This is a genomic window from Clostridium muellerianum, from assembly GCF_012926525.1.
Classification (GTDB): Bacteria; Bacillota; Clostridia; order Clostridiales; family Clostridiaceae; genus Clostridium_AM; species Clostridium_AM muellerianum.
This window is the reverse complement of record NZ_JABBNI010000067.1, coordinates 155,832-182,637: the sequence shown is the minus strand read 5'-3', so window position 1 is coordinate 182,637 and position 26,806 is coordinate 155,832. Positions and strand designations below refer to the sequence as shown.

21 protein-coding genes are annotated in these 26,806 nt (G+C 28.0%); 6 read left to right on the top strand and 15 right to left on the bottom strand.

Translation table 11 applies throughout. From position 1 onward, the window contains the following. Position 1 precedes the first annotated feature (1 nt). Complete coding sequence (locus tag HBE96_RS25685) at positions 2 to 715, top strand: DUF2812 domain-containing protein (RefSeq protein ID WP_169300554.1); 714 nt, start codon at positions 2 to 4, stop codon at positions 713 to 715. 254 nt (positions 716 to 969) lie between these two features. Here HBE96_RS25685 and HBE96_RS25680 read toward each other — a convergent pair whose 3' ends face one another. The 8 genes from HBE96_RS25680 to HBE96_RS25645 form a co-directional block, all read right to left on the bottom strand. Continuing rightward, positions 970 to 1,503, bottom strand: a complete 534-nt coding sequence (locus HBE96_RS25680; protein WP_169300553.1) for a GNAT family N-acetyltransferase — start codon at positions 1,501 to 1,503, stop codon at positions 970 to 972. Between the two features lie 206 nt (positions 1,504 to 1,709). After that, the gene (locus tag HBE96_RS25675) at positions 1,710 to 5,285 is read right to left on the bottom strand and encodes a DUF4132 domain-containing protein (RefSeq protein WP_169300552.1); all 3,576 of its coding nucleotides are present in this window, start codon (positions 5,283 to 5,285) and stop codon (positions 1,710 to 1,712) included. Between the two features lie 110 nt (positions 5,286 to 5,395). Next, positions 5,396 to 5,719, bottom strand: coding sequence for a hypothetical protein (locus HBE96_RS25670; protein ID WP_169300551.1), 324 nt, complete (start codon positions 5,717 to 5,719; stop codon positions 5,396 to 5,398). Positions 5,720 to 6,139: 420 nt separating this feature from the next. Beyond that, on the bottom strand, positions 6,140 to 7,819 hold the full coding sequence (locus HBE96_RS25665; protein ID WP_169300550.1) for an SWIM zinc finger family protein: 1,680 nt from the start codon (positions 7,817 to 7,819) through the stop codon (positions 6,140 to 6,142). Continuing rightward, positions 7,795 to 8,919, bottom strand: a complete 1,125-nt coding sequence (locus tag HBE96_RS25660) for a VWA domain-containing protein (RefSeq protein ID WP_169300549.1) — start codon at positions 8,917 to 8,919, stop codon at positions 7,795 to 7,797. The genes HBE96_RS25665 and HBE96_RS25660 overlap by 25 nt, the downstream gene beginning before the upstream one ends. Next, the gene (locus HBE96_RS25655; RefSeq protein ID WP_169300548.1) at positions 8,919 to 11,330 is read right to left on the bottom strand and encodes a DUF5682 family protein; all 2,412 of its coding nucleotides are present in this window, start codon (positions 11,328 to 11,330) and stop codon (positions 8,919 to 8,921) included. Before HBE96_RS25655 ends, HBE96_RS25660 begins: the two co-directional genes overlap by 1 nt. Next, positions 11,291 to 12,406, bottom strand: coding sequence for an ATP-binding protein (locus HBE96_RS25650; RefSeq protein ID WP_169300547.1), 1,116 nt, complete (start codon positions 12,404 to 12,406; stop codon positions 11,291 to 11,293). Before HBE96_RS25650 ends, HBE96_RS25655 begins: the two co-directional genes overlap by 40 nt. A 282-nt stretch (positions 12,407 to 12,688) precedes the next feature. Next, a complete protein-coding gene (locus HBE96_RS25645) occupies positions 12,689 to 14,455 on the bottom strand; it encodes an AAA family ATPase (RefSeq protein WP_169300618.1) in 1,767 nt (588 codons plus the stop codon). A 263-nt stretch (positions 14,456 to 14,718) separates the two neighbouring features. Between HBE96_RS25645 and HBE96_RS25640 the strand changes: the two genes are divergently transcribed. The 5 genes from HBE96_RS25640 (at position 14,719) to HBE96_RS25620 (ending at position 19,310) form a co-directional block, all read left to right on the top strand. Then, a complete protein-coding gene (locus HBE96_RS25640) occupies positions 14,719 to 15,504 on the top strand; it encodes a serine hydrolase domain-containing protein (RefSeq protein WP_169300546.1) in 786 nt (261 codons plus the stop codon). A gap of 48 nt (positions 15,505 to 15,552) precedes the next feature. Beyond that, positions 15,553 to 16,668, top strand: a complete 1,116-nt coding sequence (locus HBE96_RS25635; protein ID WP_169300545.1) for a serine hydrolase domain-containing protein — start codon at positions 15,553 to 15,555, stop codon at positions 16,666 to 16,668. Positions 16,669 to 16,806: 138 nt separating this feature from the next. Then, positions 16,807 to 17,505, top strand: coding sequence for a response regulator transcription factor (locus HBE96_RS25630; RefSeq protein WP_169300544.1), 699 nt, complete (start codon positions 16,807 to 16,809; stop codon positions 17,503 to 17,505). A 2-nt stretch (positions 17,506 to 17,507) separates the two neighbouring features. Continuing rightward, positions 17,508 to 18,539: a sensor histidine kinase gene (locus HBE96_RS25625; RefSeq protein WP_169300543.1), complete on the top strand. Its 1,032-nt coding sequence runs from the start codon at positions 17,508 to 17,510 to the stop codon at positions 18,537 to 18,539. 18 nt (positions 18,540 to 18,557) lie between these two features. Further along, positions 18,558 to 19,310 carry an ABC transporter ATP-binding protein gene (locus HBE96_RS25620; protein WP_169300542.1) on the top strand — a complete coding sequence of 251 codons (753 nt, stop codon included), beginning with the start codon at positions 18,558 to 18,560 and terminating at the stop codon, positions 19,308 to 19,310. 125 nt (positions 19,311 to 19,435) lie between these two features. Here HBE96_RS25620 and HBE96_RS25615 read toward each other — a convergent pair whose 3' ends face one another. From HBE96_RS25615 to HBE96_RS25585, 7 genes are all read right to left on the bottom strand, one after another. After that, positions 19,436 to 19,696 (bottom strand): hypothetical protein, encoded by a 261-nt coding sequence (locus tag HBE96_RS25615; protein ID WP_169300541.1) that lies wholly within the window; start codon positions 19,694 to 19,696, stop codon positions 19,436 to 19,438. Positions 19,697 to 20,675: 979 nt separating this feature from the next. Beyond that, the gene (gene alr, locus HBE96_RS25610; RefSeq protein WP_169300540.1) at positions 20,676 to 21,860 is read right to left on the bottom strand and encodes an alanine racemase; all 1,185 of its coding nucleotides are present in this window, start codon (positions 21,858 to 21,860) and stop codon (positions 20,676 to 20,678) included. A gap of 81 nt (positions 21,861 to 21,941) precedes the next feature. Next, the gene (locus HBE96_RS25605) at positions 21,942 to 22,850 is read right to left on the bottom strand and encodes a sensor histidine kinase (RefSeq protein WP_169300539.1); all 909 of its coding nucleotides are present in this window, start codon (positions 22,848 to 22,850) and stop codon (positions 21,942 to 21,944) included. A gap of 39 nt (positions 22,851 to 22,889) precedes the next feature. Then, complete coding sequence (locus HBE96_RS25600; RefSeq protein ID WP_169300538.1) at positions 22,890 to 23,645, bottom strand: ABC transporter permease; 756 nt, start codon at positions 23,643 to 23,645, stop codon at positions 22,890 to 22,892. Further along, on the bottom strand, positions 23,638 to 24,558 hold the full coding sequence (locus tag HBE96_RS25595; protein ID WP_169300537.1) for an ATP-binding cassette domain-containing protein: 921 nt from the start codon (positions 24,556 to 24,558) through the stop codon (positions 23,638 to 23,640). The genes HBE96_RS25600 and HBE96_RS25595 overlap by 8 nt, the downstream gene beginning before the upstream one ends. A 127-nt stretch (positions 24,559 to 24,685) precedes the next feature. Further along, a complete protein-coding gene (locus tag HBE96_RS25590) occupies positions 24,686 to 25,384 on the bottom strand; it encodes a response regulator transcription factor (RefSeq protein WP_169300536.1) in 699 nt (232 codons plus the stop codon). A 244-nt stretch (positions 25,385 to 25,628) separates the two neighbouring features. Continuing rightward, positions 25,629 to 26,771 carry an acyl-CoA dehydrogenase gene (locus HBE96_RS25585; RefSeq protein ID WP_169300535.1) on the bottom strand — a complete coding sequence of 381 codons (1,143 nt, stop codon included), beginning with the start codon at positions 26,769 to 26,771 and terminating at the stop codon, positions 25,629 to 25,631. Positions 26,772 to 26,806 lie beyond the last annotated feature (35 nt).

The window sequence follows — 26,806 nt, the reverse complement described above, 5'->3', positions numbered from 1 at the left end:
TATGTTTAATACTAAATATGTTATGAGTAAAGGACTAGGATTTGCAGAATATGTAGAAATGCAAATGTTATCCGAATACGCTAGTAAAGGTTGGATTTTATGCAAATTTGGATTTTTAGGATATAAGCTTAAAAAAGGTACTCCTCAGAAATTGCAATATTCTTTGGATTATAGAAATAATGCAGATAAGGAATATTTTTCATATTTTAAAGAAGCAGGTTGGCATCATGTATGTTCTATGTTAAATGTAATTCATATATTCAGTGCTCCTGAAGGAACAAAACCAATTTATACTGATATAAACACTGAATCAGAAAAATATATGAGCCAATATAAGTGCATAAAGGTAATGGTAGTCCCCCTTTTGTTATTTTCCGCTTTATTTTTTGTTTTAGTACTTCTTGCTAAATATAATTATATACCAGACATATACAGAATAATTTTTGGTATTGCTTTATTACTTACAGTACCACTAGCTGTTATTACAACAGTATCATGTGTATTATGCTATAGAAAAGCAAATGAACTTGAGAAGGTTTCTACTTTCAGTAAAAAACACAAAATAATAGATAGATTATCAGTAATTGTTCTTATAGTATTAGTATTCTTATTTATTTTAAGAAATCTTAATATTATAAGTATGAGCAATGCAGTTTTTTATTTAATCTTCTTAATTAGTTTCCTATTAAATTTACTTACTTGTTTTACGAAGTAAAAAGATTTATCTAAAAATGTATAAATATGCATTTAAGTCATCTACTTTTTCACTTTATAACTAAAAATTATATTTCGAAAATATAGTACAAAATTATAAGTTTTAAAATAAAGCTGGGGTATCTCAAAATTAGTTATACGTTATACCCATTTTGAGGCACCCCCACTATAAATTTTTATATTATTAAAATATCTACTTTAATATGAAATTAAGGATATCTCAGTTTTTCACAAAACTTTATAATTCATACTATTTTAATCAATTAAAAGTCCCATAGCTATAGAATCATAGAAAACTCCATTTATGAAAAAATCCCTCTTTGATATTCCTTCTTCTAAAAATCCTAGCTTATTATATAATGCAATACCTGCTTTATTATCACTTCTAACTCTTAAATTAATTTTCTTAATTATCCCTGAATTCTTACTCCAGTCAATTAGATATTTAATAAGTTCTTGTCCTATCCCATTTCCCCAATATTCTTTAAGAACACTTACTCCAAATTCACCAACATGAGAAGTCCTTTCTCTTGGTCCTCCAGAAAAGTTTAAATTTCCAACTACCTTGCCATCAATTTCAGCTATAATAAATAATGCATTTTTCTTATTTAAGGCATTTTCAATGAATTCTTCCTCCGCTTCAACAGTCCTATTAAACTCACCTTTTCCAAAAGTCAGAAAATCTGATTCTCCCCCAATTATATTAAGATATTCTATTAATGCTTTTCCATCTTCTTTAACAGCTTTCCTAATTAAAAAATTTTTCTTACTACACTTTATGTCATTCATTGCATCCAAACCTCCTCATAATCTTTTTTATTTATATATAATTCTTAATACTAAGAAATGAAATTACTGAGCATTTATCTTATACCACTTTAATACTCATAATTTTTAATCTTAAATAAGAAGAAGTATATCTCTAAACAAGGTATTCTATAATGTTGAAACTGGCAAAATACTTAAATTGCATTTTACCAGCTTTTCCTTAGAATTTAATAAACTCCATTTGAATCAAGCTTAATTTCTTTTCTCCAATTTTCATTTACTGTTGTACTTGATGAAAGTGCATTATCAACTTGATATAATGTTTCACTAAAATACTTCTCTGGAACCTTACTTAAAGAAAGTAAATGTTCTTCTTTTATTTCATCATATATATAGCTTCCTCTATCCACTGTACCTGCATTATAAAATCTTAAAATATAAATTGTGGTGTCTTCATTTTCATCTCCCACATATAAACCTTCAAATCTCAATTCTACCCCTATTCCTAAATTCTTGTCTTCCTTATACAATTCATAATACCCACCTGCATCTTGAACTGATCCTCTATACCATCCATAGCTCATTAGCTTACCTGCAAGTGAAAGTCCATTTACAATTTTTCCACCAAATCTATCTACATACTTCATGCTCTTTTCTTTTTCTGTTAAAGCAAATGTCTTTCTATTGAGCTGTTCTATAGGTTGTACAATTTCATAATTTTCAAGCTGCTCCTTCCAAAGTGCTAAATCTTCATCATTAAGCTCAAGTGGATGTACAAGTCCTATACTGCAATCATCTAGCATTTCAAATTCATCTTCATCCTTGGTATTAAAGCTTCCATCTTCCATATATCTAAATGTATCTACTAGCTTTGAAGCCTTATATGTTCCCCAAATAAGTCCTATGGCAAATTGATGCATAATTGGATTTTCAACAAATAAGTTCATCCATGCACTCTTTGTCCATTTTCTATCATTAGAAAGTGCTAAATCCATTCTTGTAGTTTGTATTGAAACTGTTGTCTTTAACTGCTTCTTAAAGGTTTTAAACTCACTATGTGCTTCTTTAGCCTTTTCTTCATCATCTCTTTTACCCGGAGAAGGTAAATTTTTAAGCTTCTTTTTATTTTCATCATATACTTCAATAGAAAGATCAGGTGTAAGATTTACAGTAAATTTTCTACTTCCATAATCAAATATTCTTTCACCATTTATATCAAAGCCTAAATTTGGCACAATCTTATCAGAAAGTTCTTCTCTGTCTACTCCCATTTGCTCTGCAGCAAAATCAAGAGCTTCTGAGGCTGCCTTCTTTACCTGTTTATACTTGAACTTTCTTGAAATACCATCAACTATTAAAAGTGCACTAGAACTTCCATTTAAAGCAAGAGCTTTTACAGCTTCACTGGCTATTGCCCCTCTTGAATTTTTAGCCCAGTTATTTATATCCTTTTCTAATTTTACAACAATTTCATCTCCACCGTGAATTGCTGAAAATCCAAGTACCCATCTCTTTTTGGATTCAGCACCTTTTTCAAACCATCTATCAAAAACTTCATTTGCAAATAACTTCATATCAGATTCATTTAATTTTTCTGCAAATCTATCTCCATCTACACTTATTCCTATATTGCTAGATGCCGAATAACAAAGTAGAATAGCTTTTAAATATTCCTCTTCACAATAATTATTGTTTTCCTTTAATCTAACCTTTGACAATGATTCAAATTCAAGCCATGAAAGTGACTTTTTCTTGTTGCCTTTTAATAAATTTTTAATCAAATCATCATCCTTTAATTCTTTTTCTTCACCTTCTTGTTCAATACCTAAAACTTCCATAAGTAAAGTTCTTATCTTTTGACTTTTTTCAGCTTCTAAAGCATGACTTAAAGAATCCTTAATAAGCTTCCTTCTTTCCTCGCTAATATTTTTGTCATGCCATTTTGACAATATTTTTATGGCAACTTCTCTTTCACCCTGTTTTTGAGCCTTTAACTTACTTAGCATATTATCCATATAAGAAATATTATTTAAATCATTTGTAAACAGTTCTATAATTTTTTCCTTAACTTTTTTTGAACTGTCACCAAACTGATCAAAAATTGCTTTTACGTTGTCCTCTGACTTAATTTTAAATATATATTCTATAAATATACATCTAACATCTGCTGAAACATTTTTTATATTTTGTATAACTTTATCCCCATCTTGTACTACAATGTCTTTTAAAACAACAGCCATTGCACTTGCTATTCTATTTTCATAATCATAATTATTTAGTATTTTATCAATAAGCTCCATTTTTGCAGTTACGGATACATTATATTTCCTTAAAATATCAAATATGCTCTGAAATTTTTCTTTACCGTAACAATTGCCACTATGTTTATCATACATAGATGCAAGTCTTAAAATATATCTTTGATATTTAAGTGCAGATAAAACTACAATTGAACGCTCATATATATCAACATTATCTCCTATTTTCTTACACAAAATAGAAAGTAGATCTATAAGTTCATTATTTACTCTCCAATAATATGTTTCCTCATGGGTTATTGAATAAAAAGTATTTTTTACTTCTTCAAAGGAACTCGTTCCATATAAAAATGATTCTACTATACTTATGTTCCCTTCATCTACCTTATCTTCTCTAAGAATTTTTGAAAATACATTTACACAGTTATTCTCAAGGCTTTTTATATAATCCAATTTTTTATCATCATCAAGCATAAATGAAATTAAATAATTTTTTGCAGTACCTTCACACAAATCTATGGCATCTTCAAAAGGCTTTTTATCTTTTTTAAGCTTTTCATTTAACACTTTTGCTGCATTTTCATTTTCTGAAAACTTTTCTGCATACCACGCAATATGGTATTTTGAAGGTATTTCAAATATCGTATCAAAATTATTTACTGTATTAGAATAACAGCTTGTTACAGACATAATGCTATAGGCTGAGTTTAAAGAGAATCTAAAATCTACCCTTGTGAATAATTGAAAAATTTTCTTTAAAATTGAAGATTTATCTGCATTTAATGCTGAAAGTCCTATTAAAAATTTAAACAAATAATCATTGAATCTATATGTTTTAACCTTATCTATAATACTTTCAAGTAATTTATAATCATTTTTATTTATAAAGTCTTGAATTTTCTTAACTAACTCCTCTGGCATCTTATTTTCATAAAGGTTATCTATAGAATCTGTAAAATCATCTTCTACAGCTTTTAAAAGCTCCTTATGTGTATCATCTCTTTTTACCATTTTACAGTTGCAATATATTGAATAAAACAGCATTTTTTGATTTACATTTACTAAATCAGCTGCTTTAACTAGAGCTTCAGGATTTTCACTGCATATATCATATATTATTTTAAAATTTTTACTTTCCAATCTATTAAAGTTGTAGGTTAAAGGTTCTATATAAAGTATTAATACTATATATTTTTCAATTCCTGCAGCTATAAATTCCTTTGCATTGTATTCTGAAAACCAATAATAAGCTCTATTTACTATAAGGCTGGCACTTGGACCACCCATTTTAAATAGCATATTTATATACTTTCTCATATAGTCATTATTCTTATATTTCTTTATGGAACTAAGTGCATGAACAGTTTTTTTAATGTTGTCATCTGAAATTGAATAAAATTTTATGTCAGGTAATATATTTAAAAATTCATTTTCATCCACTGCATCTTCAAGGTAATCTTCTAATTCATCTATAACATTTTCAGATACATTAAGTTCTTCAAGTGCATCCATTATTCTATTTAATAAGTGTTCTTTCATATTCATAAAACGTCATCTCCATTTCATATATAGCTTTCACTGCAATAATTAAAAACTGTCTTTTAAAATACAATGTTCACTTCAAAACGTACTTAAATTTTACCTACTATCAATTATCAAAGCTTTGCTATTTTGTCTTTTAGGTTTAACATATGTAATTTTTTGCTACAAATTAGACAATACTCATTTAACTCTGAATAATTTCTCACAGTTTCTTCATAATCAAAATCAAAGCTGTGCCTTTTGATTGAAAGTTTATCATGTATGCTTTTTAGCTTCTTTGCACCATAGCTCATTCCACAACTTTCCATGAGTAAACTTAACCTTGAAAATTCGTTTAAAGTAAAATCACCTGGTGAATTAAATCCGCTAAAAAAAACTTCCTGTAAAGTTTTTTCAACTTCCTTTAATATTTCAAGTATTTCTTCCTTTTCATTCATATATATCACCACCGAATAATGAAATTTAAATTTTGCATAATACTTAACTCAATTTTCATAGTTTAAAAATATTGCGAAGCAGTCTTCTTTTTAGAGGACAGAGGACAATTGACAAAGGACAGTGAAGGAGGATTTTTCTCCGTTACACTACGAAAAATCTTTAATAAAAAGGAACTCATTCTTCTATTTCTCAATAGTACTATCTGAATAAGTGATCATCTGAAAATTATAAATTTTAGTTGCCTGCTTAATCGATGTTTTGCTTTAGCAAAACAAGCTTAAAAACAAATTAGTTTTCTGACGTAAGGAAGAAAACTCACCTTCACTGTCCTATGTCCTCTGTCAATTGTCCTCTGAAAAAAGTTACATTGCATTATGCTTATATCAAGTAAAAATTTATATCTCCACAAACCTCTTGCCTTATACCGTTAAGTTTTCCACTTCTCCTGCATCATCATAATAGCTAATTGGATAAAACATAAGCTTTTCTTTATCTATATAAACCCTTCCCATAAATAAATGAGTCTTTTTATATTTCACTAATCTTTCCAAAGTTCTTATAAGATTTTTGCTTTCACTAGAAAATTTAACAAGTATTTTGCAGAGATTATTTTCCTTATCGTATATTGGGAGTGAAAACTCTTGAGTTACATTATCAAAATTAGGCTCTCCAAATTCATTTATATTTAAAAATACTAAGTTATAATTTTCATTTTTCTCATTGTCATTTAAAAATATCTTTTCTAAAAGCTGCTGCCAGTTGTCATAAGTAAATTTTTCTGCATTTAATTTTGTAAAATAACTTTTATCTATAATTGTTCCCTTTGATTCACTACTGGAAGAAATTCTATTCCTAGAATTTACTTTGCCATGAACAAGCTTAAAGGTTATTTTAGACAATTCCTGTACACCACAATTTAGTTCCCAAGGTGCAGCTTCATTAAAATTTCTTCTAACTTTCACATTATCATAGTATGTAGGTAATGCATGAGTATAGGTATAAATTTGCTTTCTTTTATTTTCTAAAAAATAATAAGTAATTCCTTCATAACCTGATTTACTCTTCCACTTTTCAGCTCCAAAACCGCAAAGTTCTATGGGCGGAATTTCATAATAAGAACTTTTAAATTCGCCAACTAATGAACCCAATTTATTTAAATCTTCTATATTTTCCAGTGCAGTTGTCCTGGTATAAATATTAGTTAGTTTATTTAACAGATTTTTTGCAGTAAAAGAAGCATTTTTATTAAAATAAAGTAAAAATTCCGCTCTTATATCCCTTATACTTTTTTCAAAATTAGGCAGCTCATAATTATGACATATAACTGCAATACTGTTTAGCTTGTCCAAAACTGTTACAGGGGTTCTTGAAAGACCTGTTATAAATATATCTTCAATGTTCTGTCTTAACTTTACTGCTGCCTTTTTCATTTCCTCTCTATTAAAAAGCATCTCACTTACAGTAAAATCCTTGAGTTTTTCAAAGGTCAAATATCCCTTTTCAAGCTTATATAAAATTAAAGCTTCAGCTTTATGTGTACAAAGTTCTTTTGACTTGCAGCTGCAAATTGAGTTTTCTATATCATCTAAAAGCTTGACTAATATATCTTCATCCTTAAAATTCACTTCTATAATAGAGCCTTCTTTTATTGTAAAGTTTATTCCGTATTCTACTCTTTTTACTATATTTTCTAAGTTTTTTTCTCCTATTTCCTTTTTTATATCCTCTATTTTAAACTCTTTTAATTTTAAAAATTCTTCCTTGGCTTCCTTACATTCACCTTCACTATTTTCTAATTTAAATATTTCTTTTTGGTTTTCAATTAAATATAAATAGCACATAATAACATGCTTGCATATACTTCTTGAAGGACAGCTGCATTGATATTTTTGAATGTCTTCACTTATAAAACAAGTTATATCATCAATTTTAAATTCAATACCTTCATCTTTTGTTTCATATTCAATATTTGAAACTTTAGCTAAATCCTTTTCTGCCCTATTTGTAACACCCTTATTGCTTATTCCTATAAGATATTCTTTATCAATAGTTTTAATGAATTTTCCAAAGGATTCTAAGAAATTATCTTTGCTATCCAATCTGATAACCCCCCCGGTGTCATTGCTGCAACTTCTGCTCCAAGAGAAGCCATTTTTAATCCAGCATTTTTATCATATGAAGGTGATGCTTCCATATCCAGTGCTGTGAGTACAATTAACTTTGCTCCACTTTCAACAATGGATTTTGCTCTAGCATACATATTTCCATAACCTCCTCCTTCATATAAATCCGTAACTAAAATAACTATAGTTCTATGTGGATTTTCAATTAAGCCTTCACAATAGGTTAAAGCCTTACTTATATTAGTACCACCACCAAGCTGTACACTCATAAGCGTTTCCACCGGATCATCAATGTATCCAGTTAAATCCACTACTTCTGTATCAAATATAACAAGATTTGTTTTAAGCATTGGAAGCTTTGCAAATATTCCGGCCATTATGGCACTGTGAATTACAGAATCAAGCATGGAACCACTTTCATCCACTGCAATTACCACATTCCAGGGATTAAATTTTTTAACTCTTTCATTGAAATATATTTTATCTACAATAATTTTGTTTTCATTTAAATCGTAATTTTTTAAATTTCTCTTTATAGTTTTCTTAAAGTCTATGTTTCTTGAACATTTAATTATAGAGGATTTATTTTTATTTATCCTTCCTGTAATGGACTTCTTAACATCATTTTCAAGTTCTTTGGTTATTTGCTCTGCAATGTTTTTTACAATGTTCTTTGCAGTATTTAAAACTTCACCCTTCATAAGGTGCTTCATCTGCAGTATGTTTTTTAAAAGTTCCTTATTAGGTTCCAGCTTCTTAAGAACTTCTTTATCTGTTAAAAGCTCTGTAAGATTATATTTTTCAATAGCATGCTTTTCAAGGACTTCAACAGTTTCCTTTGGAAAAAGTTTTCTTATCTTAGTTATCCACTTTGGCACAGTTAAATCTGAAGCTGATGAACTACCTTGACCCTTATTTCTTCTTACACCATCTTTTTCGCTGTATTCTCTGGAATATAAAAAATCTAACAAATCGTCCATATCCATATAATTAACACTTGAATCACCACTTTCAAAGGAAATTTGATTTTCTGCATATTTTCCAAGTATTAATCTCCATCTATTTATATTGCTCACTAAACTATGCCCTCCTGCTTCATTTTACTAACTGCATATTTATCAATTTCCTCTCCAAACTTCAAAATTTCAGGCGAAACAGTTACTAGTTCATCAAAATGACCTTTTGAGGTTCCATAAGCTTGTGCTACTCTTTCACCTATTTCATCTATTTCTCTTGGTATAAAATAGCTGAAAGCAAGTCTAAGATTTGGAACAATTCTTATAAACTCTTCTTCTGAAACATCACCTACAAATTTATCAATGGATTTTAAAATAGAATTCTCCACAAAAATTAAATCCCTAGCTGCTGAAAATAATCCATTTAGAAATAAAGGTGCTTTTAAAGCTTCATCTTTGGTTCCCATAATATATCCTTCTAAAGTCTTTGCTATTTTATTTACTTCCATTTCACCAAATCCATATAATATTCCATATACAGCCCCTTCAATTCCAGTATTTAAAGAATCTTTTCTTAAAAGTGAAAATAATGCTTCTTTAAAAAGAGTACCGTCAAGTTTAATTTCCCTATTAAGCACAATATTAAATACTTCCTTTAAACAATTTACTGACTTTATAGTCTCTTCTTCATTAATGGAACTTATGTCTGAAATCAATATACATATTTTACTGTAAGCATAAAAGATCATATTTTTTATTTCATTCATACAATCCATTAAATACAATTCTCTTACTCCATAAATGTGATTTAAATAATATAAACATTCCACTAATGAGTAAAAGCTTCCATCCTCTGTAATATTCTTTTTTAATGAATTTATGGTGAAATTAAATATTTCATCCAGTCCCATGTTAAATGCCTGCACCAGTATTTTAGAAATACTAGATGAATTTTTTACATTTTCGGATATTTCCTTTTTTATGAGCGAAGTACAAGCTTCCTTTAAGGTTCCTCCATAAACTGAGTTTTCAATGAGAATGGAGTCCACAGAAGTACTCCATTTATAATTCCAGGTTTCCCTTATTAAATTCACATTTTTTTTAAGTAAAATATTAGGACCCTTTAAAAGGTTACAAAAGTTAGTATCCATAAACTTCATTCTATGCATAAGGCAGCTTATTTCTCTATGTCTTTTAGATGAGAATATTTCAAGAATAATTTCCTGACCTATAGTTGTATTTATCTTTAATTTGAATTTTGAACAACTATCTTTAAAGTCATTTACAAGAGGTGGTACATCAGCTAAGTCACAAAGCTTGCCAATTTTATTACCTGTAAGCTGTTTATACAAAATTTTTAATGGTTCTTCTGTAGATATATTTAAATCACCTTTTATAAATGAAGAAGTTACAGCATCTATAAGTTCATAAACTCCTATTTGGGATTTTCCCCTTAAGCTGGCAAGTCCTCTACACATATCAAAGGCACATATTTCATCAAAAGTGGAAAGACATCCATCATTTTTTCTTACCTTTTTACCACTTTCAATGATATTTGAAAGTACAGAGTTATTGTAAGAAGTTTCACACTTTTCCTCTATGTTATTCCATATTCCTTCATAAAAATTAGGGAATGGCATTCCGCTAGCATATCCATTTAATTGATCTGCTGCCTCCATAGAATAAGGCATAACATATACTCCCTTATCCTTTTCATCAATTTTAGAAAGCTTCATTTTATTATCCTTATCTAAAATTTCAATTATCCCTGAAGTGTGGAAGCCTCCTGTAACAACTAAAATTTTATTATAACTTTTAAGAACTTCCTGTATTTTAGAAGTCATAAAAACTTCTCTTGCCAAGCAGCCTTCTTCTATAAGCTCTTCTTCTTTACTGTAAGCTCTTGAAAAATAACAGTAGGAAAGTAAATTATATACAAACTTTTCTTTGCTTATATTAAGTCCTTGAATTTCAAATAACTTTTCCCAGAGCTCATTAAAGTTTCTGCAGCCTTCCTTTTCACAAATGCTTTTTAAAAATTTACTTCTTTCTAAAAAATAATCATCATTGTAGTTTAATTTATCCTGTTTTTTCAAAAGGCCTTTTCCTTCATTGCTGTTTATTAAAATATCACTGTAGGAAAGGTCAATAAACTGTGTTTCTATTTTTCTTTCTCTCCCCAGCCTTAATGCTACAAGCTCTGGTGAATAATCTAAAAATGGATAGTAACATCTATATTTACCTTTAGTATCATCTATAAGTCCTTTTGAATCAGAATAAGAATAATAAATTGCAAAAGGTGCTTTGCTCTCCTCATGACATAAAACATCCTTTATTCTGTTTCCATCTATAGGCCCTTCAATTAATATAATATCTGGCTTATATTCCTCAATGGTGTTCTTTAAATGATAAGAACATGCAGGGCTATGATGTCTTACAGGAAAAAATACAAGCTTTGAATTTAAATTAAAAGCTTCTTTAAATAGTTCATCTATTTTATCCATTTCCTTGCTTCGTAATATTTCTCCCATAAACTACCACCTTCTACAGCTTTTGATTTTACAACAACATTAAAATAACTTTTTAATTTTTCAAGATCATCTCTACTTTCTTTTAAAGCAGCACCCATTAAATTTTGAACTATGGAATCCAAACTTATTTTAGAATCCCCATAATAATAGGATGTCATCATAGTCTGATAGTAAACAGACACAGCTTCTGCAGTACTCATTACTGAAGAAGGTTTGTCTATTCTTATTCCATTAGAAGATATTCCTTCTCTTAATTCATGAAAAGTTGAAGCTAAAAGATTTGCTACATCTTCATCCACTTCCATTTGTACATTGTTTTGGGATGTAAGTTTTTTCACTTCGTTTGTTATAATCTTAGCTTCAAGAGAAACATCCTTTATTGGAAATATGGTTTCAAAGTTAAATCTTCTTTTTAATGCACTGCTCATTTCATTGACACCTTTATCACGAGTATTGGCAGTACCAATAACATTAAAGCCAGGCTTTGCAAATAAAAGTCCTTCACTTTCTCCAAGCTCTGGTATGTTCAATACTTTATCACTTAATATGCTTATTAAGCTATCTTGAATTTCAGAAGGACACCTTGTTATTTCCTCAAATCTTGTGATAATACCTTTTTCCATTCCAACAAATAATGGTGCTTTTACTAATGCTTCTAAGGTTGGCCCTTTAGCTAAAAGCATAGCATAATTCCAGGAATATTTAATTAAGTCCTCTGTAGTACCAGCTGTACCTTGAACAGTATTGTTACTATATCCACATATAGCTGCAGATAAAAGTTCGGATAACATGGTCTTTGCAGTACCAGGCTCTCCAACTAGCATTAATCCCCTATTGCCAGCAAGGGTTATAATACACCTTTCAACTAATGAATCATTTCCAAAAAACTTTTTATTTATATGTACAGTTTTATTCTTATAAGTTAAAGGTTCTGAACTTCCTAGTATAAACTTTCTAACAGCCTTTGGTGATAAAATCCAATTATTAGGCTTAATACCATCATCATTTTTCTTTAAAGCTGCAAGTTCTTCCTTATATAAAACCTCCACAGGAGGCTTTAACATTTTCTCTGTCATGCAATCACTCCCTCATAGTAAATTAAGTTGTACATTTTTCATAATATCATAAAATTTACCACATGCATATATTGTATATCTTTCATTGATAATAAGTCTTTTTCCTACTTTTATCTCAATAGAACTTTCATTTAATTTTGTATTAGTGTATTTATCGTATTAAAGTCATATATACTTTTTAATGATGACTTCTTGGCATAGACTTTTCATTCTAATAATATTGCTTACTCATTTTATACTGAAAACATCTTTATATTTTGACAAACCTACCGTTAACTAATACTAGCTCTTAGTAATCTCAACTTTTTTTCCTTTAAACACAATGGCAAGCTTAATTATATCTTTTATCCCTCTATTGACAAGTTCATCTGCATATTTCATATCATTTATTTGTTTTAAAGCAGCTTTTGTTGCCTCTTCTATTGTTGTACTCAAAAAATCATCTATTTTCTTAAATTCCATAACAATTCCAATTTTAGATATATCCTTTGGAACTAGCATTACATCATATCTTCCATATCCACTTTCTTTGTTAGATTTAACCTCATAATTTTCCGAAAGTGATATGAGCATTCCAAGTACAAAAGCATGATATACTTTTTCAGGCTCCGTTCCTGATACATCAAAATAACTTAGATTATTAATTACAAACTGCTTAAATATTCCTGCAAAAATATCTATTTCACCAGTTATAAGCATATTTAACATTAATTCATACTTTTGACTAGTCATAGTTTCTTGAAACCACTTTTTAATTAAACTTCTATAAAAAATAAGTACTTCTTTATTAGGAATTTTAAGCTTACAATTTAAAATCCCCTCTATATTTTCTGTATTTACAGCTTTTAAGTATCCGCTCATGAGTAAAAAGCTCCAAATATTTTGATTAGAATCTTCAACTTCTTGCATTACTATAGTATCATCAACCGATTTATTTATAGAATTACCCTCTATAAGCTCTTCTAGCTCAAGTTTAATATCTCTATCGCCCTTTAGTAGCAGCTTTTTAATTAAATCATTACTACTACTGTTAATCCAATATGGCATAAATCCAGCTTCATTATTATCAATATAATTTAAAACAGACCAAGGATTATATATTACTTTTCCTCCAAAAATATATCCATTGTACCAAGTTTTTATATCTTCACTTTTCCCCTTTAAATTGTAATATTCTACAAGATGTTTTAATTCTTCTTCTGTGAATCCAAACTTATCATTAAACTTGAAACTTAATATTGTATTTACTTGTAGATTATTTAATCCTGAAAAAATACTTTCCTTAGCAATTCTAAGGATTCCAGTTATTAATGACTTTTCAATATATGGATTATCCTTTAAAGCCGCTGTTAATAAATTTCTTATTAAGGTTATCATTTCATCATGCTGTGAGAGTCCAAATCTTGCATTTGGCTCCTCGAACGCACCCAGCGAACGTATGTAAGTCGGGTTTCCTTTATTAATATAACCTTCTTGTATTGGTACATCATACTCATCTATAAATAGCATTACCTTTCTTCCATAATGCTTGTTCATATACCCCATAAGAGAGCTTATTGCTTCTGATACATTTCCTATAGAAGCTTTTCTTAAAATTATTTCTTTAAAATCATTTTTATCAAATTCAGATAGTTTATCACTATCTAGTAAATATTCATGCTCTTTATACAAATTTGATAACAGAACTTTTATTCCATCTTCAAAATTTTCAAAGGATATATGTTTTTGATTTTTAAAAGTAATGAAAATAACAGGATACTGCCCCTGAAGCTTCATTATTTCCTTTTCCTTTTCTATTTTTAAGCCTTTAAATAAATCTTTAGTTTCTTCCTTAGTCCTTATATCAAAAAAGTATTTAAGCATACTTAAATTTAGCGTCTTTCCAAACCTTCTAGGTCTTGGTGTCAATATTATTTTGGCACCATTTTCTATAAATTCTTTTATTAATAAACTTTTGTCTATAAAATAATTATTGCCTTCTATTAATTCCTTAAAATCTGATGTTCCTATTTGTATATTTTTTTCATTTAATTCACCTTCTCTCTTCATCACTTACTTTCATCAATACTCTGTTTCTATTATATCCAATTTCATACACTATTAAAAGACGACTCATAGTATGATTTGTTCTTTTTACATTTCTCTCATTCATCTGAACTCTTACAAAATTGTAAGGTTTTTTAATATAAATCAATTTCTTCTCTTTTTTAATTCATATAAAATTTAATTGTCTGATACAAGAAACTTTATTTACATTTGAAACAGTTAGATTTACACAAAGTATGTGAAAAAAACTTTAGGAGGTTAATACTATGAAAAAAATTATAACTTATATAAGAACATTTATAATTATCTTTACACTTGTAGCCTATGTTTTCCCTATTTTTTGTTTTCCTGCAGTTACTATATATCATTTTTTAAATGCTAAAGAAACCGTTTCTGCAAAAGGTAATAATCAAGAAAGTTCTATACCTTTATTAGGAGAAAGCAATAAAGAATCTTTAAATAAAGATAGCATAGAAAACTTTGCAGATAAGATGTTTAATGAACAATTAAAAAAATTTAATGTACCTGGAGCAGTTTTTACTGTTGTTAAAGATAATAAAGTTATTTTTGAAAAAGGATATGGGTATTCAGATTTGAATAAAAAAACACCTGTTGATCCTAAAACAACAGTTTTTAGAGCAGCTTCCGTTTCAAAAACTTTCACAGCTACAGCTGTTATGCAGTTAAAGGAAAAGGACAAGGTAAATCTAAATGAAGATGTAAATAAATATTTAAAAGATTTCAAAATTGATAATAAATATTCAAAACCTGTAACACTTAATAATCTTTTAACTCATACAGCTGGCTTCGATGAAAAATTTATTAAAGAATCTCAAATAGAAAGTTATTTACAAGAAAAATCACTTAAAGATAATTTAATATCTCGCCCTCGTCCTATAATTAGGGAACCTGGTGAAATTCCTCAATACAGTAATTATGGTATGTCTGTAGCTGGATACGCAGTGGAAAGTATAACTGGTGTACCTTTTAATAAATACATTGAAGATAACATATTAAAGCCTCTTAACATGACTAACAGTAGTTTTTCTTGAAATAAAAAAATACCTATTTATGGTGAAGTACTTTCACCTGCTGGCGGATTGAAAACTACTGGAGATGATATGGCAAAATTTATGATTGCACATTTAAATCATGGTACTTATGGCTATGGCAATACTTCAATATTAAATAAGGATACTATAGATGATATGCACAAAAAGCACTTTCCTCTAGATAAAAATATTCCTGGTGTTTGCTATGGTCTTACAGAAAATTATATAAATGGAGTAAAGGTATTAAGTCAAGGTGGAAATAATTATGGTTTTAACAGTGTCTTAAATTTAATACCTGAAGATAGTCTAGGTTTTTTTATTTCAACTAACGGTAATAGTGGAGCTAGTGTATGCAGCAGCATATCAATGCAGTTCATTAATAAATACTATCCTCAAACTAAACCACAAATTACCAAAAGTACTGATAATAATTTTACTAAAAGCGATTTAAAAAAATTAGAAGGAACTTATCAATCTATTAGATATCCCAAAAATGAACTGGGTAAACTAATATTACTTTTCACTCCAACTTTGCAAATAGGAAATAAATCAGATACGTTAATTTTAAAATATCCTGGTGGAGAAGATATTTATAAGGAAATAGAACCCCTTATCTTTAGAAATGTTAAAAAAGGAGATACTCTTACTTTTCAAGCAAATGAACAAGGAAATATATCCTATCTCCTTACTGCTGGTTCGTCAGCTGCTTTTGAAAAAGTTAAATGGTATGAAAATCCTGCATTACACAAAATAATTTTTATGATTTTTTCAGTATTGTTTTTATTTATGTCCATCATAATGATTTTATTGAAATTTAAGAAAAAAATAGTTGAAGAACCTGTACGTTTTAAATACTGTAGATGGATTATATTTTCTGTATCCATTCTAAATTTAATATTTTTACTTGGAATGGCTAAAGAAGGTATTGCATTATTCTCTGCACTACCTTTTGTACCAGACTTGTTGCCTGCAATTAAACGTCTTTTAATTATTCCAATAGTAACTACTATATTTAGCTTAGGATTGCTAATTTCAACATGTGTGTACTGGAATAAGGAAAAAACTGATTTTAGTAAAAATGTGTGTACTATAGTAATCTGTTGTGTATTCTTGATTTTCAGCGTTTTCCTAAATTATTGGAATCTCTTAGGATTCAAGTTTTAATAAAAATCCCAAATACTTATTATAAGCAAACTTTATCTTAATTAAAAATAATCTGATGCTTCTTTCTTCTAAAATTGAATTATGATATATTATAGTAAGATTACCATAATATATATGTTATAAAAGGAGGAAGCAGTTTTGTATAAGATACTTGTTATTGAAGACGATATTAAGCTAGACAAGCTTATAGCCGAGTATCTTCAAAAATATAAATATGAAACTATTCATATACAAAATTTTAGAAATATAGAAATGGAATTAGAAAGATCAAAAGCTGATTTAATTCTTTTAGACATAAACTTACCCTATTATGATGGATTCCAATTATGTAAAACCCTTAGACGAACTTCAAAAGTGCCTGTAATTATTATTTCTTCAAGAGATAGTCATGAAGAACAAATACGAGGTCTTGAATTAGGTGCAGATGACTATGTTGTAAAACCTTTTAACTTTGACTTTCTACTTGCTAAAATACAGGCAGAAATAAGAAGAGTTTATGGTGAATATGCAGTTGAATCAACTATGGTTGAAAGCATTGGAGGTATTAAACTTAATAAGGATACTTTTGATCTTCTTTATAACGATATTAAAATTGAACTTAGTAAAAATGAATTCAAGCTTTTAAATATACTTATAAAAAATGAAAATAAAATAGTAAGCAGAGAAGAACTTTTAGAAGAACTTTGGGATGATATTACTTTTGTAGATGATAACACTTTGACAGTTAATATAACAAGAATAAGAAATAAACTTAAAGGTTTAGGTGTTAATGAAATTATATCAACCAAAAGGGGTGTAGGATATATATTTCAGTGTAATTGCAATAATGGAGATTGAATATGGAGAAAAAAATATTAGTAAATTTTATAAAAGACAAGCTTAACTTTACTATTGGATATTTTATTAATACAATTTTAATTCTTCTCTATGTTTATTTATTGTGTACTCAAATTGATTTACTATATCCCCTTTTACTCTCTATAATTCTTTACTTATTTATAATATTAAATGAATGGATTAAGTATTATAAATTTAATAGAAATCTTAATGAAGGTATAGAAAATAGATATTTTAATTTAAATTTCAAAACAAATGAACAAAAAGAAGCTTCTAAAGCTATACTTAAAATTCACGAAAATTATACAAATAAAATTAGTTCAATTTATGCACAAAATACAGAAAATAAATATTTTTTATCTCAATGGATTCATAACATAAAAACACCTGTTTCAATAATTGATCTTATTATACAAAAGGCAAACAAAGACATAAACTCTAATTCAAATGAATTAAATGTACTAAAATTGTTTTTCGATATAAAACAAGAAAATGATAAAGTCAAAAACGGGCTGGAACAAGTTCTAAATATTAGCAGATTAAGTGACTTTTCAAAAGATTATTCCCCTGAAACACTAAACTTAGTTTCATTATTAAGAGAAGTGATTAACAGTAAAAAAAGTAATTTTATTTACAACAATATATTTCCTAAAATAGATTTTAAGTACGAAAAGGCACCCATAATTACAGATAAAAAATGGAATAAATTTATACTTGAACAAATTATATCAAATGCTATTAAGTATTCTGCAATGAATAAAGAAAAAAAATACATATATTTTAACATATACATAAATCATAAAGAAACAAAATTAATAATTAGGGATGAAGGTATTGGAATCCCCAGCTATGATATAAAAAGAATCTTTGAACCATTTTTCACTGGTGAAAATGGTAGAAAGGTAAATGATGCTACAGGTATAGGACTATATATATGTAAATTAATATCCAAAAAATTAAATCATAATATTCTAGTAGAATCTGAATTCAATAAAGGAACTACCGTTTCAATTATTTACCCATCAAAAATCTAAACACATTGGAGTGATACAATGGAAGTTTTGTGTGCTGAAAATATTGTTAAAGTATATGGAGAAAATTTAGAGCTTGATCCTTGTAATGTATTAAATGGTATAAATTTAAGTATTGAAAATGGTGAGTTCACTGCTATCATGGGACAATCCGGAAGTGGTAAAACAACTTTGCTTAATATACTGTCTGGTATTGATAAACCTAATAGTGGAACAGTAAAAATAATGAATAAATATATAACTTCCTTAAGTAAGAAAGAAAAATCTATTTTTAGGCGTGAAAATTTAGGAATTATATTTCAAAACTTTAATCTTCTTGATAACATCACTCTAGAAGAAAATGCCATTCTTCCTCTTATATTTAAAGGAACATCAACTTCAAGCATTGATAAAAAAATAAAAGAATATTTTACACTTTTTAATATATATGACATAAGAAACAAGTATCCATATAATGTATCAATAGGTGAACAACAAAGAGCAGCTGCTTGTAGGGCTTTAATAAATGATCCTTGCATTATTTTGGCAGATGAACCAACAGGCAGTCTTGACCCCAATACCTCCAAGAACTTTATGAAACATCTGCAAATGTTGAACGAAGAGAGAAAAGCAACAATTCTCATGGTTACACATGATATATATGCTGCCAGCTGCTGCAAGCGAGTGCTTTTCTTAAAGTCCGGCAGAATATTTGTAGATATATACAGTAAGGGAGAGCAAGGTGCTTTTTTCAATAGAATACTAGATACTTTATCAGTTATTAGTGGTGAATGACATATGAATTTTAGAGAAATGCTAAAAAAAACTATAAAATTAAATTCTGATCAATATTTTGTATATATACTTTGTTTGATTCTCTCAGCTGTATTCTTCTTTGTTGAATTGACACTATATAATTCCTATGCAATAGTATCTATACAAGAAAGCATTTTTATACTGCCATCAATTGCTGTATTTAATACAGCATTGTGGAATATTTTTATGTATATTTCTTTTATGAAATGTAGACAAAAAGAATTTACAACATTTTTGACTTTAGGTATGACCTGTAATGAACTTAAAGTATTACTTCTTATAGAAAATGCTTTGATTTTTATCATATATGTTTCTGTAGGATTAACCTTAGGTATTGTATTTTCAAAAATCATTGTACTTTTCATATTTAAATTAGCAGGAATTCATGCCTTTAATTTTCAAATCAAAAAAGTTATTTACATAGCTACTATTGGATACTGTGTTTTACTTACTACCATATTCATTTTATGGACATTTAAATTTATTGATAATTTACCATTATCAAATACAAATAATGAAAATTTTTATGTAGTACATTCTAAAAAACATAAGCTGTTAAAAACATTGCTGTTCACTTTAATAATAATCTATATTAACTTTAGTGAAAGAAATGTTGTGGCCTTTCATTTTAAATATTATATTGATTATTGTTTAATATGTATAGTGATAGTATATATACTATCCTTAATTTTCACAAAAGTATTTATTATTTACATTAGAAAAAGCAAAAATTTTTATTATAAGAAACTTTTATTAATAAATGAAGTAGAAAGTTTTTTAAAAGATAACAAAATTACAATTTTCTTTATTGCCTTCTTAAATATCACATTTATTATTAGTCACAGAATTTATGATATACCTAATATAAAGATGTTTTTTACTGTTTACAATTTTTTTAGAGGTTCTTCCTTTAATTTAATATATATTTTTATTGTATTATTAAGTTTTATTACCTCTGCTAATATACTATATTTTAAAATGAAAATAGATCTCTATAATTGGCAATCTAAAAAAATCAAATTATATAGTATTGGATTAATTGATGAAGAAATAAATGCGCTTCTAGTATGTAAACTTAGAATAATATTCTTTTCACATGTGTTTTTAACAGTACTTGCCAGTATTTTATATATTTATATTTTGAATATAAATATATATTTTATAATGAAAACAGTTAAAATATTAATATGCTATTTTATTATTCAATTGCTTGGATATATAATAACTAAACACAAATTAAAATTAATTTAAGTAAAATTTAAAATATATAAATTAATTTTAAATGAAGTTAATATCTACATAACATGTAGCAAATAGAGGAATAGCTATACTATTCCTCTATAATTATTGTTTATTTACTATTTTCACTAATTTATTGTCCTTTATATAATGACGTGGAACCCTTTTACTTATCTTTGCAGTTACTTCATATGGGATAGTTCCCATATATTCTGCCAAATCTTCTACTGCTATTTTTTCACCTGAACTTTCTCCTATTAATATTACTTCATCTCCAACCTTTACATCATCAATACCTGTTACATCACTCATACACATATCCATACATATACGCCCTACTATAGGAGCTTTCTTTCCTCTTACAATAATTTTGCCAGTATTTGATAAAAGTCTGTTATACCCATCATCATATCCAATACCAAGCGTAGCTATTTGGCTTGTTCTTAGAGTTCTAAAGGTTCTGCCATAACCAATATATGAACCTTTTTTAAGGGTTCTACAAGCAACAACATTACACTTTAATGTCATAGTTGGTTTCAAATTTATAATATCATGGTTAACATCTGCTGAAGGATAGTAACCGTAATTTACTATTCCTGGTCTTACTGCATCTAAATGAGTATATGGCAAATCTATTAATGCTGCGCTATTGGCAATGTGCTTTATATTAATGTTCACCCCTCTATTTTTAAGTTTGTTATAAAAATTTAAATATCTTCTGAATTGTTCATTGCTATAATTTTTATCTTTTTCATCTGCCGTTGAAAAATGTGAATACAGCCCTTCAATTATTATATTAGGCAATTTACTTATTTTATATATCTCTTGTTCACTTTCATCTGTTGGTAAAAAACCTATTCTTCCCATACCAGTATCAACTTTTATATGAACTTTTACATTCTTATTTAATTCCTTAGCTACTTTAGACAACTTCTTTGCATAGTCATATGAAAGCACAGTAACCTCTAATTCATTGTTTATTATATCTGCTGCATTATCATAAATCTTACCCTTACCGTACTTTAAAGGAGTGTATCCAAAAATTAGAATAGGTGCCTTAACACCACTTTCCCTCAATTGTAATGCTTCTGAAAGAAGTGCTACTGCTAATCTATCTGCTCCATTTTGGAGTAATATAGGAGCTAACTCTACAGCTCCATGGCCATAAGCATCAGCTTTAACTACACTTATTATTTCTTTACTTTTAGCAACTCTTCTTATTTCTTTAATATTATGAATTACATTATCTATATTTATTTCTGCCCATGCAGGATTGAAATACTTAAACATAAATATCACCCACTTTTTATTCTTTAGTTATTATCAATATATTGTGTTAAAATATAAGTGGTGAATATTGTATCTAAATTTTTAATTTACATATTTCCATTCACATATTATGAAAATTCTATTTTGTTCAATCTTTGCCTTTACTATTCCATCCATTTTTTCCATTAAACTTTTTACAATAGACAATCCAAGTCCTGTTCCTTGTCCCTTTCTTACCCTGTCTGCTATATAAAATCTATCAAATATATGTATTTCATCTTCTTTATCAATGCCTAAGCATATATTGGATATTTTTAAAGTAATCTTATCATTGTGCTTTTCTAAATTTATTTCAATATCTTTATCTGCATATTTTAAAGTATTAGAAATTAAATTATCTATTATTCTTTCTAGGCTTTCCTTATCTCCCATTATAAAAACTGGATTTTCTAAAATATCCACCTTAGGTTCAAATCCTTTACTTTCAAAGGCTTCATAAAATGATAATATTTCATCATGTACTATATTAGTTATATTTATTCTTTCCATATTTAACTCATAATCTTCACTTTCTATTGAAGCTAATTCAAAAAAATCATTTATAAGTATGCTCAATTTATTAGCTTTATTTTTAAGTATCTTTAGTGCTTCTTCTTTATCTATTGCATCTTCCTCAAGAAGTTTTAAATATCCTATAATTGAAGTCAAAGGTGTTCTTAAATCATGAGACATATTAGCTATACCCTGCTTTAATGTGTCCTCAAATATTATTTTTTCTTGTTCATGACTCTTATAAAACTCTAAATACTCATTAATTTGAAAAGCCATCTCTTCTATATCCTTATCAGCTATTTCAATATTAACTTTTTTATCGTTTTTTCTATCTCTAAATTCTCTAATCTGGCTTGCAATATCTCTTATTTGTTTCTTATATGAAAATAATTTAATACACACCACTACAGAAAATATAATTACTAAAAACATAGCTAAAATAACAACTAATAGGTACATAATCTTTCTCCCAATTTATTTAATAACTTTTTTTACAATTTACTTAATATCCTCATATTTTCCATATAGTAAACTTCCTCCAATAGCTATAGTAAAAATTAAAATTGACGAAGCTGCTCCAGCTATAATATCCAACATAGGCGCAAATCTTCCCATTGCCCATATTCCTCTTAAATAAGGGTGAATGTATGATATTATTACAAAAAGCTTTTTAGAACCAAGTGATGACTCAAAGAATAAATAATATCCTATGAATAATATGATAGGTGAAATAAATGTAAAAAAACTATTCTTTGTTATTACAGCAACTACACCTATTACACTTATTGTAGCTACATTATATATTATTCCAATACTGATCATTCTAAATAAATACATTATAGCATTAGTATCTAAAGTATCACAAAAGCCATATTTCATTGAAGCATATATGACTAAAATTACTGTGTAAACTAATTCTAAGAATAAAGAAAACATTATAAATACTATTAATTTGCTTAATATAACCTCTTTTCTTCCATATCCATAAGTAAAACTTTTACTTATATTCCTATTTTTAAAATCTTTAGCTATAAAATCTTCAGCTAATAAAGCAAATATAAAACTACTAAACGATATGAACATAAATGCATAATGTATTGAATACATTCCATGCTGCAGCATTGTATTTCTTTGTATATCTCCACTCCATATCTCAATAAAAGGAAACGAAATTGCTATTGATATGATTATCATTCCAATAAAATATTTACTTTTTCTTAACTTATAAAATTCTCCTCTAATTAAATTACTCACTATCTTTACCTCCAACTAACTTAGTAAAATAATCCTCCAGTGCTTCACCCATTGGCAATATTTCTTTAACTCCTATATTATGTTTGGCTAATGTTAACGTAATTTTTTCCGAATCAAATTTATCATATATTTTTATGATATCGTCTGGAAAAATTTCATAATCTTTTATTCCAATTTCATTTTCTAAAATAATCGAAACATCTGAAGCATTTCTTACTTTTAAATGAAGATAAGTTTTACATTTATTTGAAAACTCCATAGCTGTCATCTCTTTAATTAACTTCCCATTATTTATAAAACCATATCTATTTGAAATTTGGGTAAGCTCAGATAATATATGACTTGATATTAAAATAGTTGTTCCTCTTTCACTATTTAATTTAATTAAAATTTCTCTTATTTCTTTTATTCCAATTGGATCTAATCCATTTATAGGTTCATCCAAAAGTAAAAGTTCCGGATCGCTTAAAAGTGCCATAGCAATTCCTAACCTTTGTTTCATTCCTAAAGAAAAATTCTTAGTTTTCTTTTTGTTGTCGTCTTCAAGTCCTACTAAATTTAAAGCTTCATCAATACATTTAGTTCCAGGTATTCCTCTTTGAATTTTAATAAGCTCAAGATTTTCCTTTGCAGTCATGTTAAGATAAATAGCTGGTGATTCTATTAATGTACCAATTCTCCTTCTTTCCTTTATAAGTTCTTTTTCTTCACTATGTCCAAATAGTTCAACTTGTCCTTCATTAGGTATTGCAAGTCCAGCAAGTACTCTAATCATAGTTGTTTTACCAGCACCATTTTTCCCTATAAAACCATATATGTCACCCTTTTTAATATTCATGGACACATGATCTAACACTTTATGCTTTCTATATATTTTTGTAATATTACTAGATCTAATTGCATATTCATTCATTTTTAAGCTTCCTCCTTCTTACAAATCATGTTTTTATAATAAACAATATTTTATAAGAAAAACTTACTAAAACCTTTCAAAAGTATTAAATTTTTAATTTTACATTTTTTACAACAAACTTTTATTCCTATTTTCTTAATCTATATCCCATTCCCCAAACTGTTTCTATATAATCTTTACCATTACTTACATTACACAGCTTAGTTCTTAATCTGCTCACATGCACATTTACAGTGTTATATTCACCTAAAAAGTCTTCTTCCCATATGCTTTCAAAAATATTAGATTTACTGTATACCTTTCTTGGATTAGTTAATAATAATTTTAATATGGCAAATTCTCTTCCAGTTAATACAATGATAGTTTGTCCAATTTTTACTTCCTTACTTTCCGTATTTAAACTAATATCTTTATACTTTAAAATATTGCTTTTTTCTTCTCCACCTGTAGAAAATTCCAAATACCTTCTTAAGTTAGAGTTAACTCTCGCAGCAACTTCATCTGGATCAAAAGGCTTGCAAATAAAATCATCTGCTCCCTTTTCTAATAATTCCAACTTAGTCCTTTTAGATGTTTTTGCACTTACTACAATTATTGGTGCTTTTGTGATTTCCCTAATCTTTAACACAACTTCTTCTCCGCTAATGCCAGGGATCATTAAATCTAATAAAATCATATCCCATTTTTCATTTTCTACGCGCATTAAAGCTTCTGTTCCTGAAAAAGCTGCTGCAGCACTGTATCCTTTGTTTTCAAGAATGCTGCAAAGTAATTTATTAATATCATTTTCATCTTCAACTACTAAAATTTCAGCTGTTTTATCCATAACTTCTCCTATCTTAATCTATGATAAAATTATCTTTTATTTTGCAATCTTTTATGTTTTTATGTCTATATTTTACCATAATTCATTTCTACATTATCAACTACTGAAAAATTTCTGAGATTATATTCATATTCTAACCTTATCTATGAAAAAAGGACTGTTCAATAGCAATTTTTTAGATTGCTTTGAGCAGTTCCTTTTATAAATAAATCTGCAATTTAAAATAAGTAACTTTTCTTTCTACCTATCTAACGCCCATCCATCCGGAAATAACCATCATCTGAACTTCTGATGTTCCTTCATAAATTTCTGTTATTTTTGCATCACGCATCATTCTTTCAATTGGATAATCACTTGTATATCCATATCCACCAAATAATTGTAAACAGCGTCTTGTTACATCACTAGCATTTCTAGAAGCAACTAATTTTGCCATAGCAGCTAAATGTGTATATTTTTCATTATTATCCTTTGCACATGCAGCTTGATATACTAAAAGCTTTGCAGCTTCTGTATTTGCACGCATCTGTGCAAGTTCAAATTGTGTATTTTGGAATTTTGAAATAGTACGTCCAAATTGAACACGTTCATTTACATATTTTATAGTTTCATCTATTGCACCTTCTGCAATACCAAGAGCCTGTGCAGCAATACCAATACGACCTCCATCAAGAGTTGCCATTGCAATTTTAAATCCTTTACCTTCTTCTCCTAAAAGATTTTCCTTTGGAACTATGCAGTTATCAAAGAATAACTCACAAGTAGAAGATGCTCTTATTCCCATCTTTGATTCATGGCTTCCAACAGAGAATCCTGGGAAGTCTTTTTCAACGATAAATGCTGAAATACCTTTTGTTCCCTTGCTCTTATCTGTCATAGCAAGAACAATATATACATCTGCAAATCCTGCATTAGTAATGAAAATTTTGCTACCATTTAATACATAATGATCTCCTTCAAGTACTGCTGTTGACTTTTGCATAGCTGAATCAGTTCCAGCACAAGGTTCTGTTAAGGCAAAGGCACCTAATTTTTCACCAGAAGCAAGTGGTTTTAAATATTTTTCCTTTTGCTCGTCAGTACCATATGCATAAATAGGTCCTGCACCAAGACTTGTATGTGCTGAAACAATAGTACTTGTTGTTGCACAGCATTTAGCTAATTCTTCTACACACTGCATGTAGCTTAATGTGTCCATGCCTGCTCCACCATATTCTTCAGGATATGGAATTCCAAGTAAACCCATCTCAGCCATTTTTGCTACATTTTCTTTTGGGAATCTCATAGTTTCATCAATTTCTTTTGCAATTGGTTTTACCTCTTTTTGTGCAAAATCGCGATACATTTGTTGTAATTGTTCATGATTTTCATCTTGTTTAAAATCCATATTAATTTCCTACCTTTCTATATGTGCATATAATT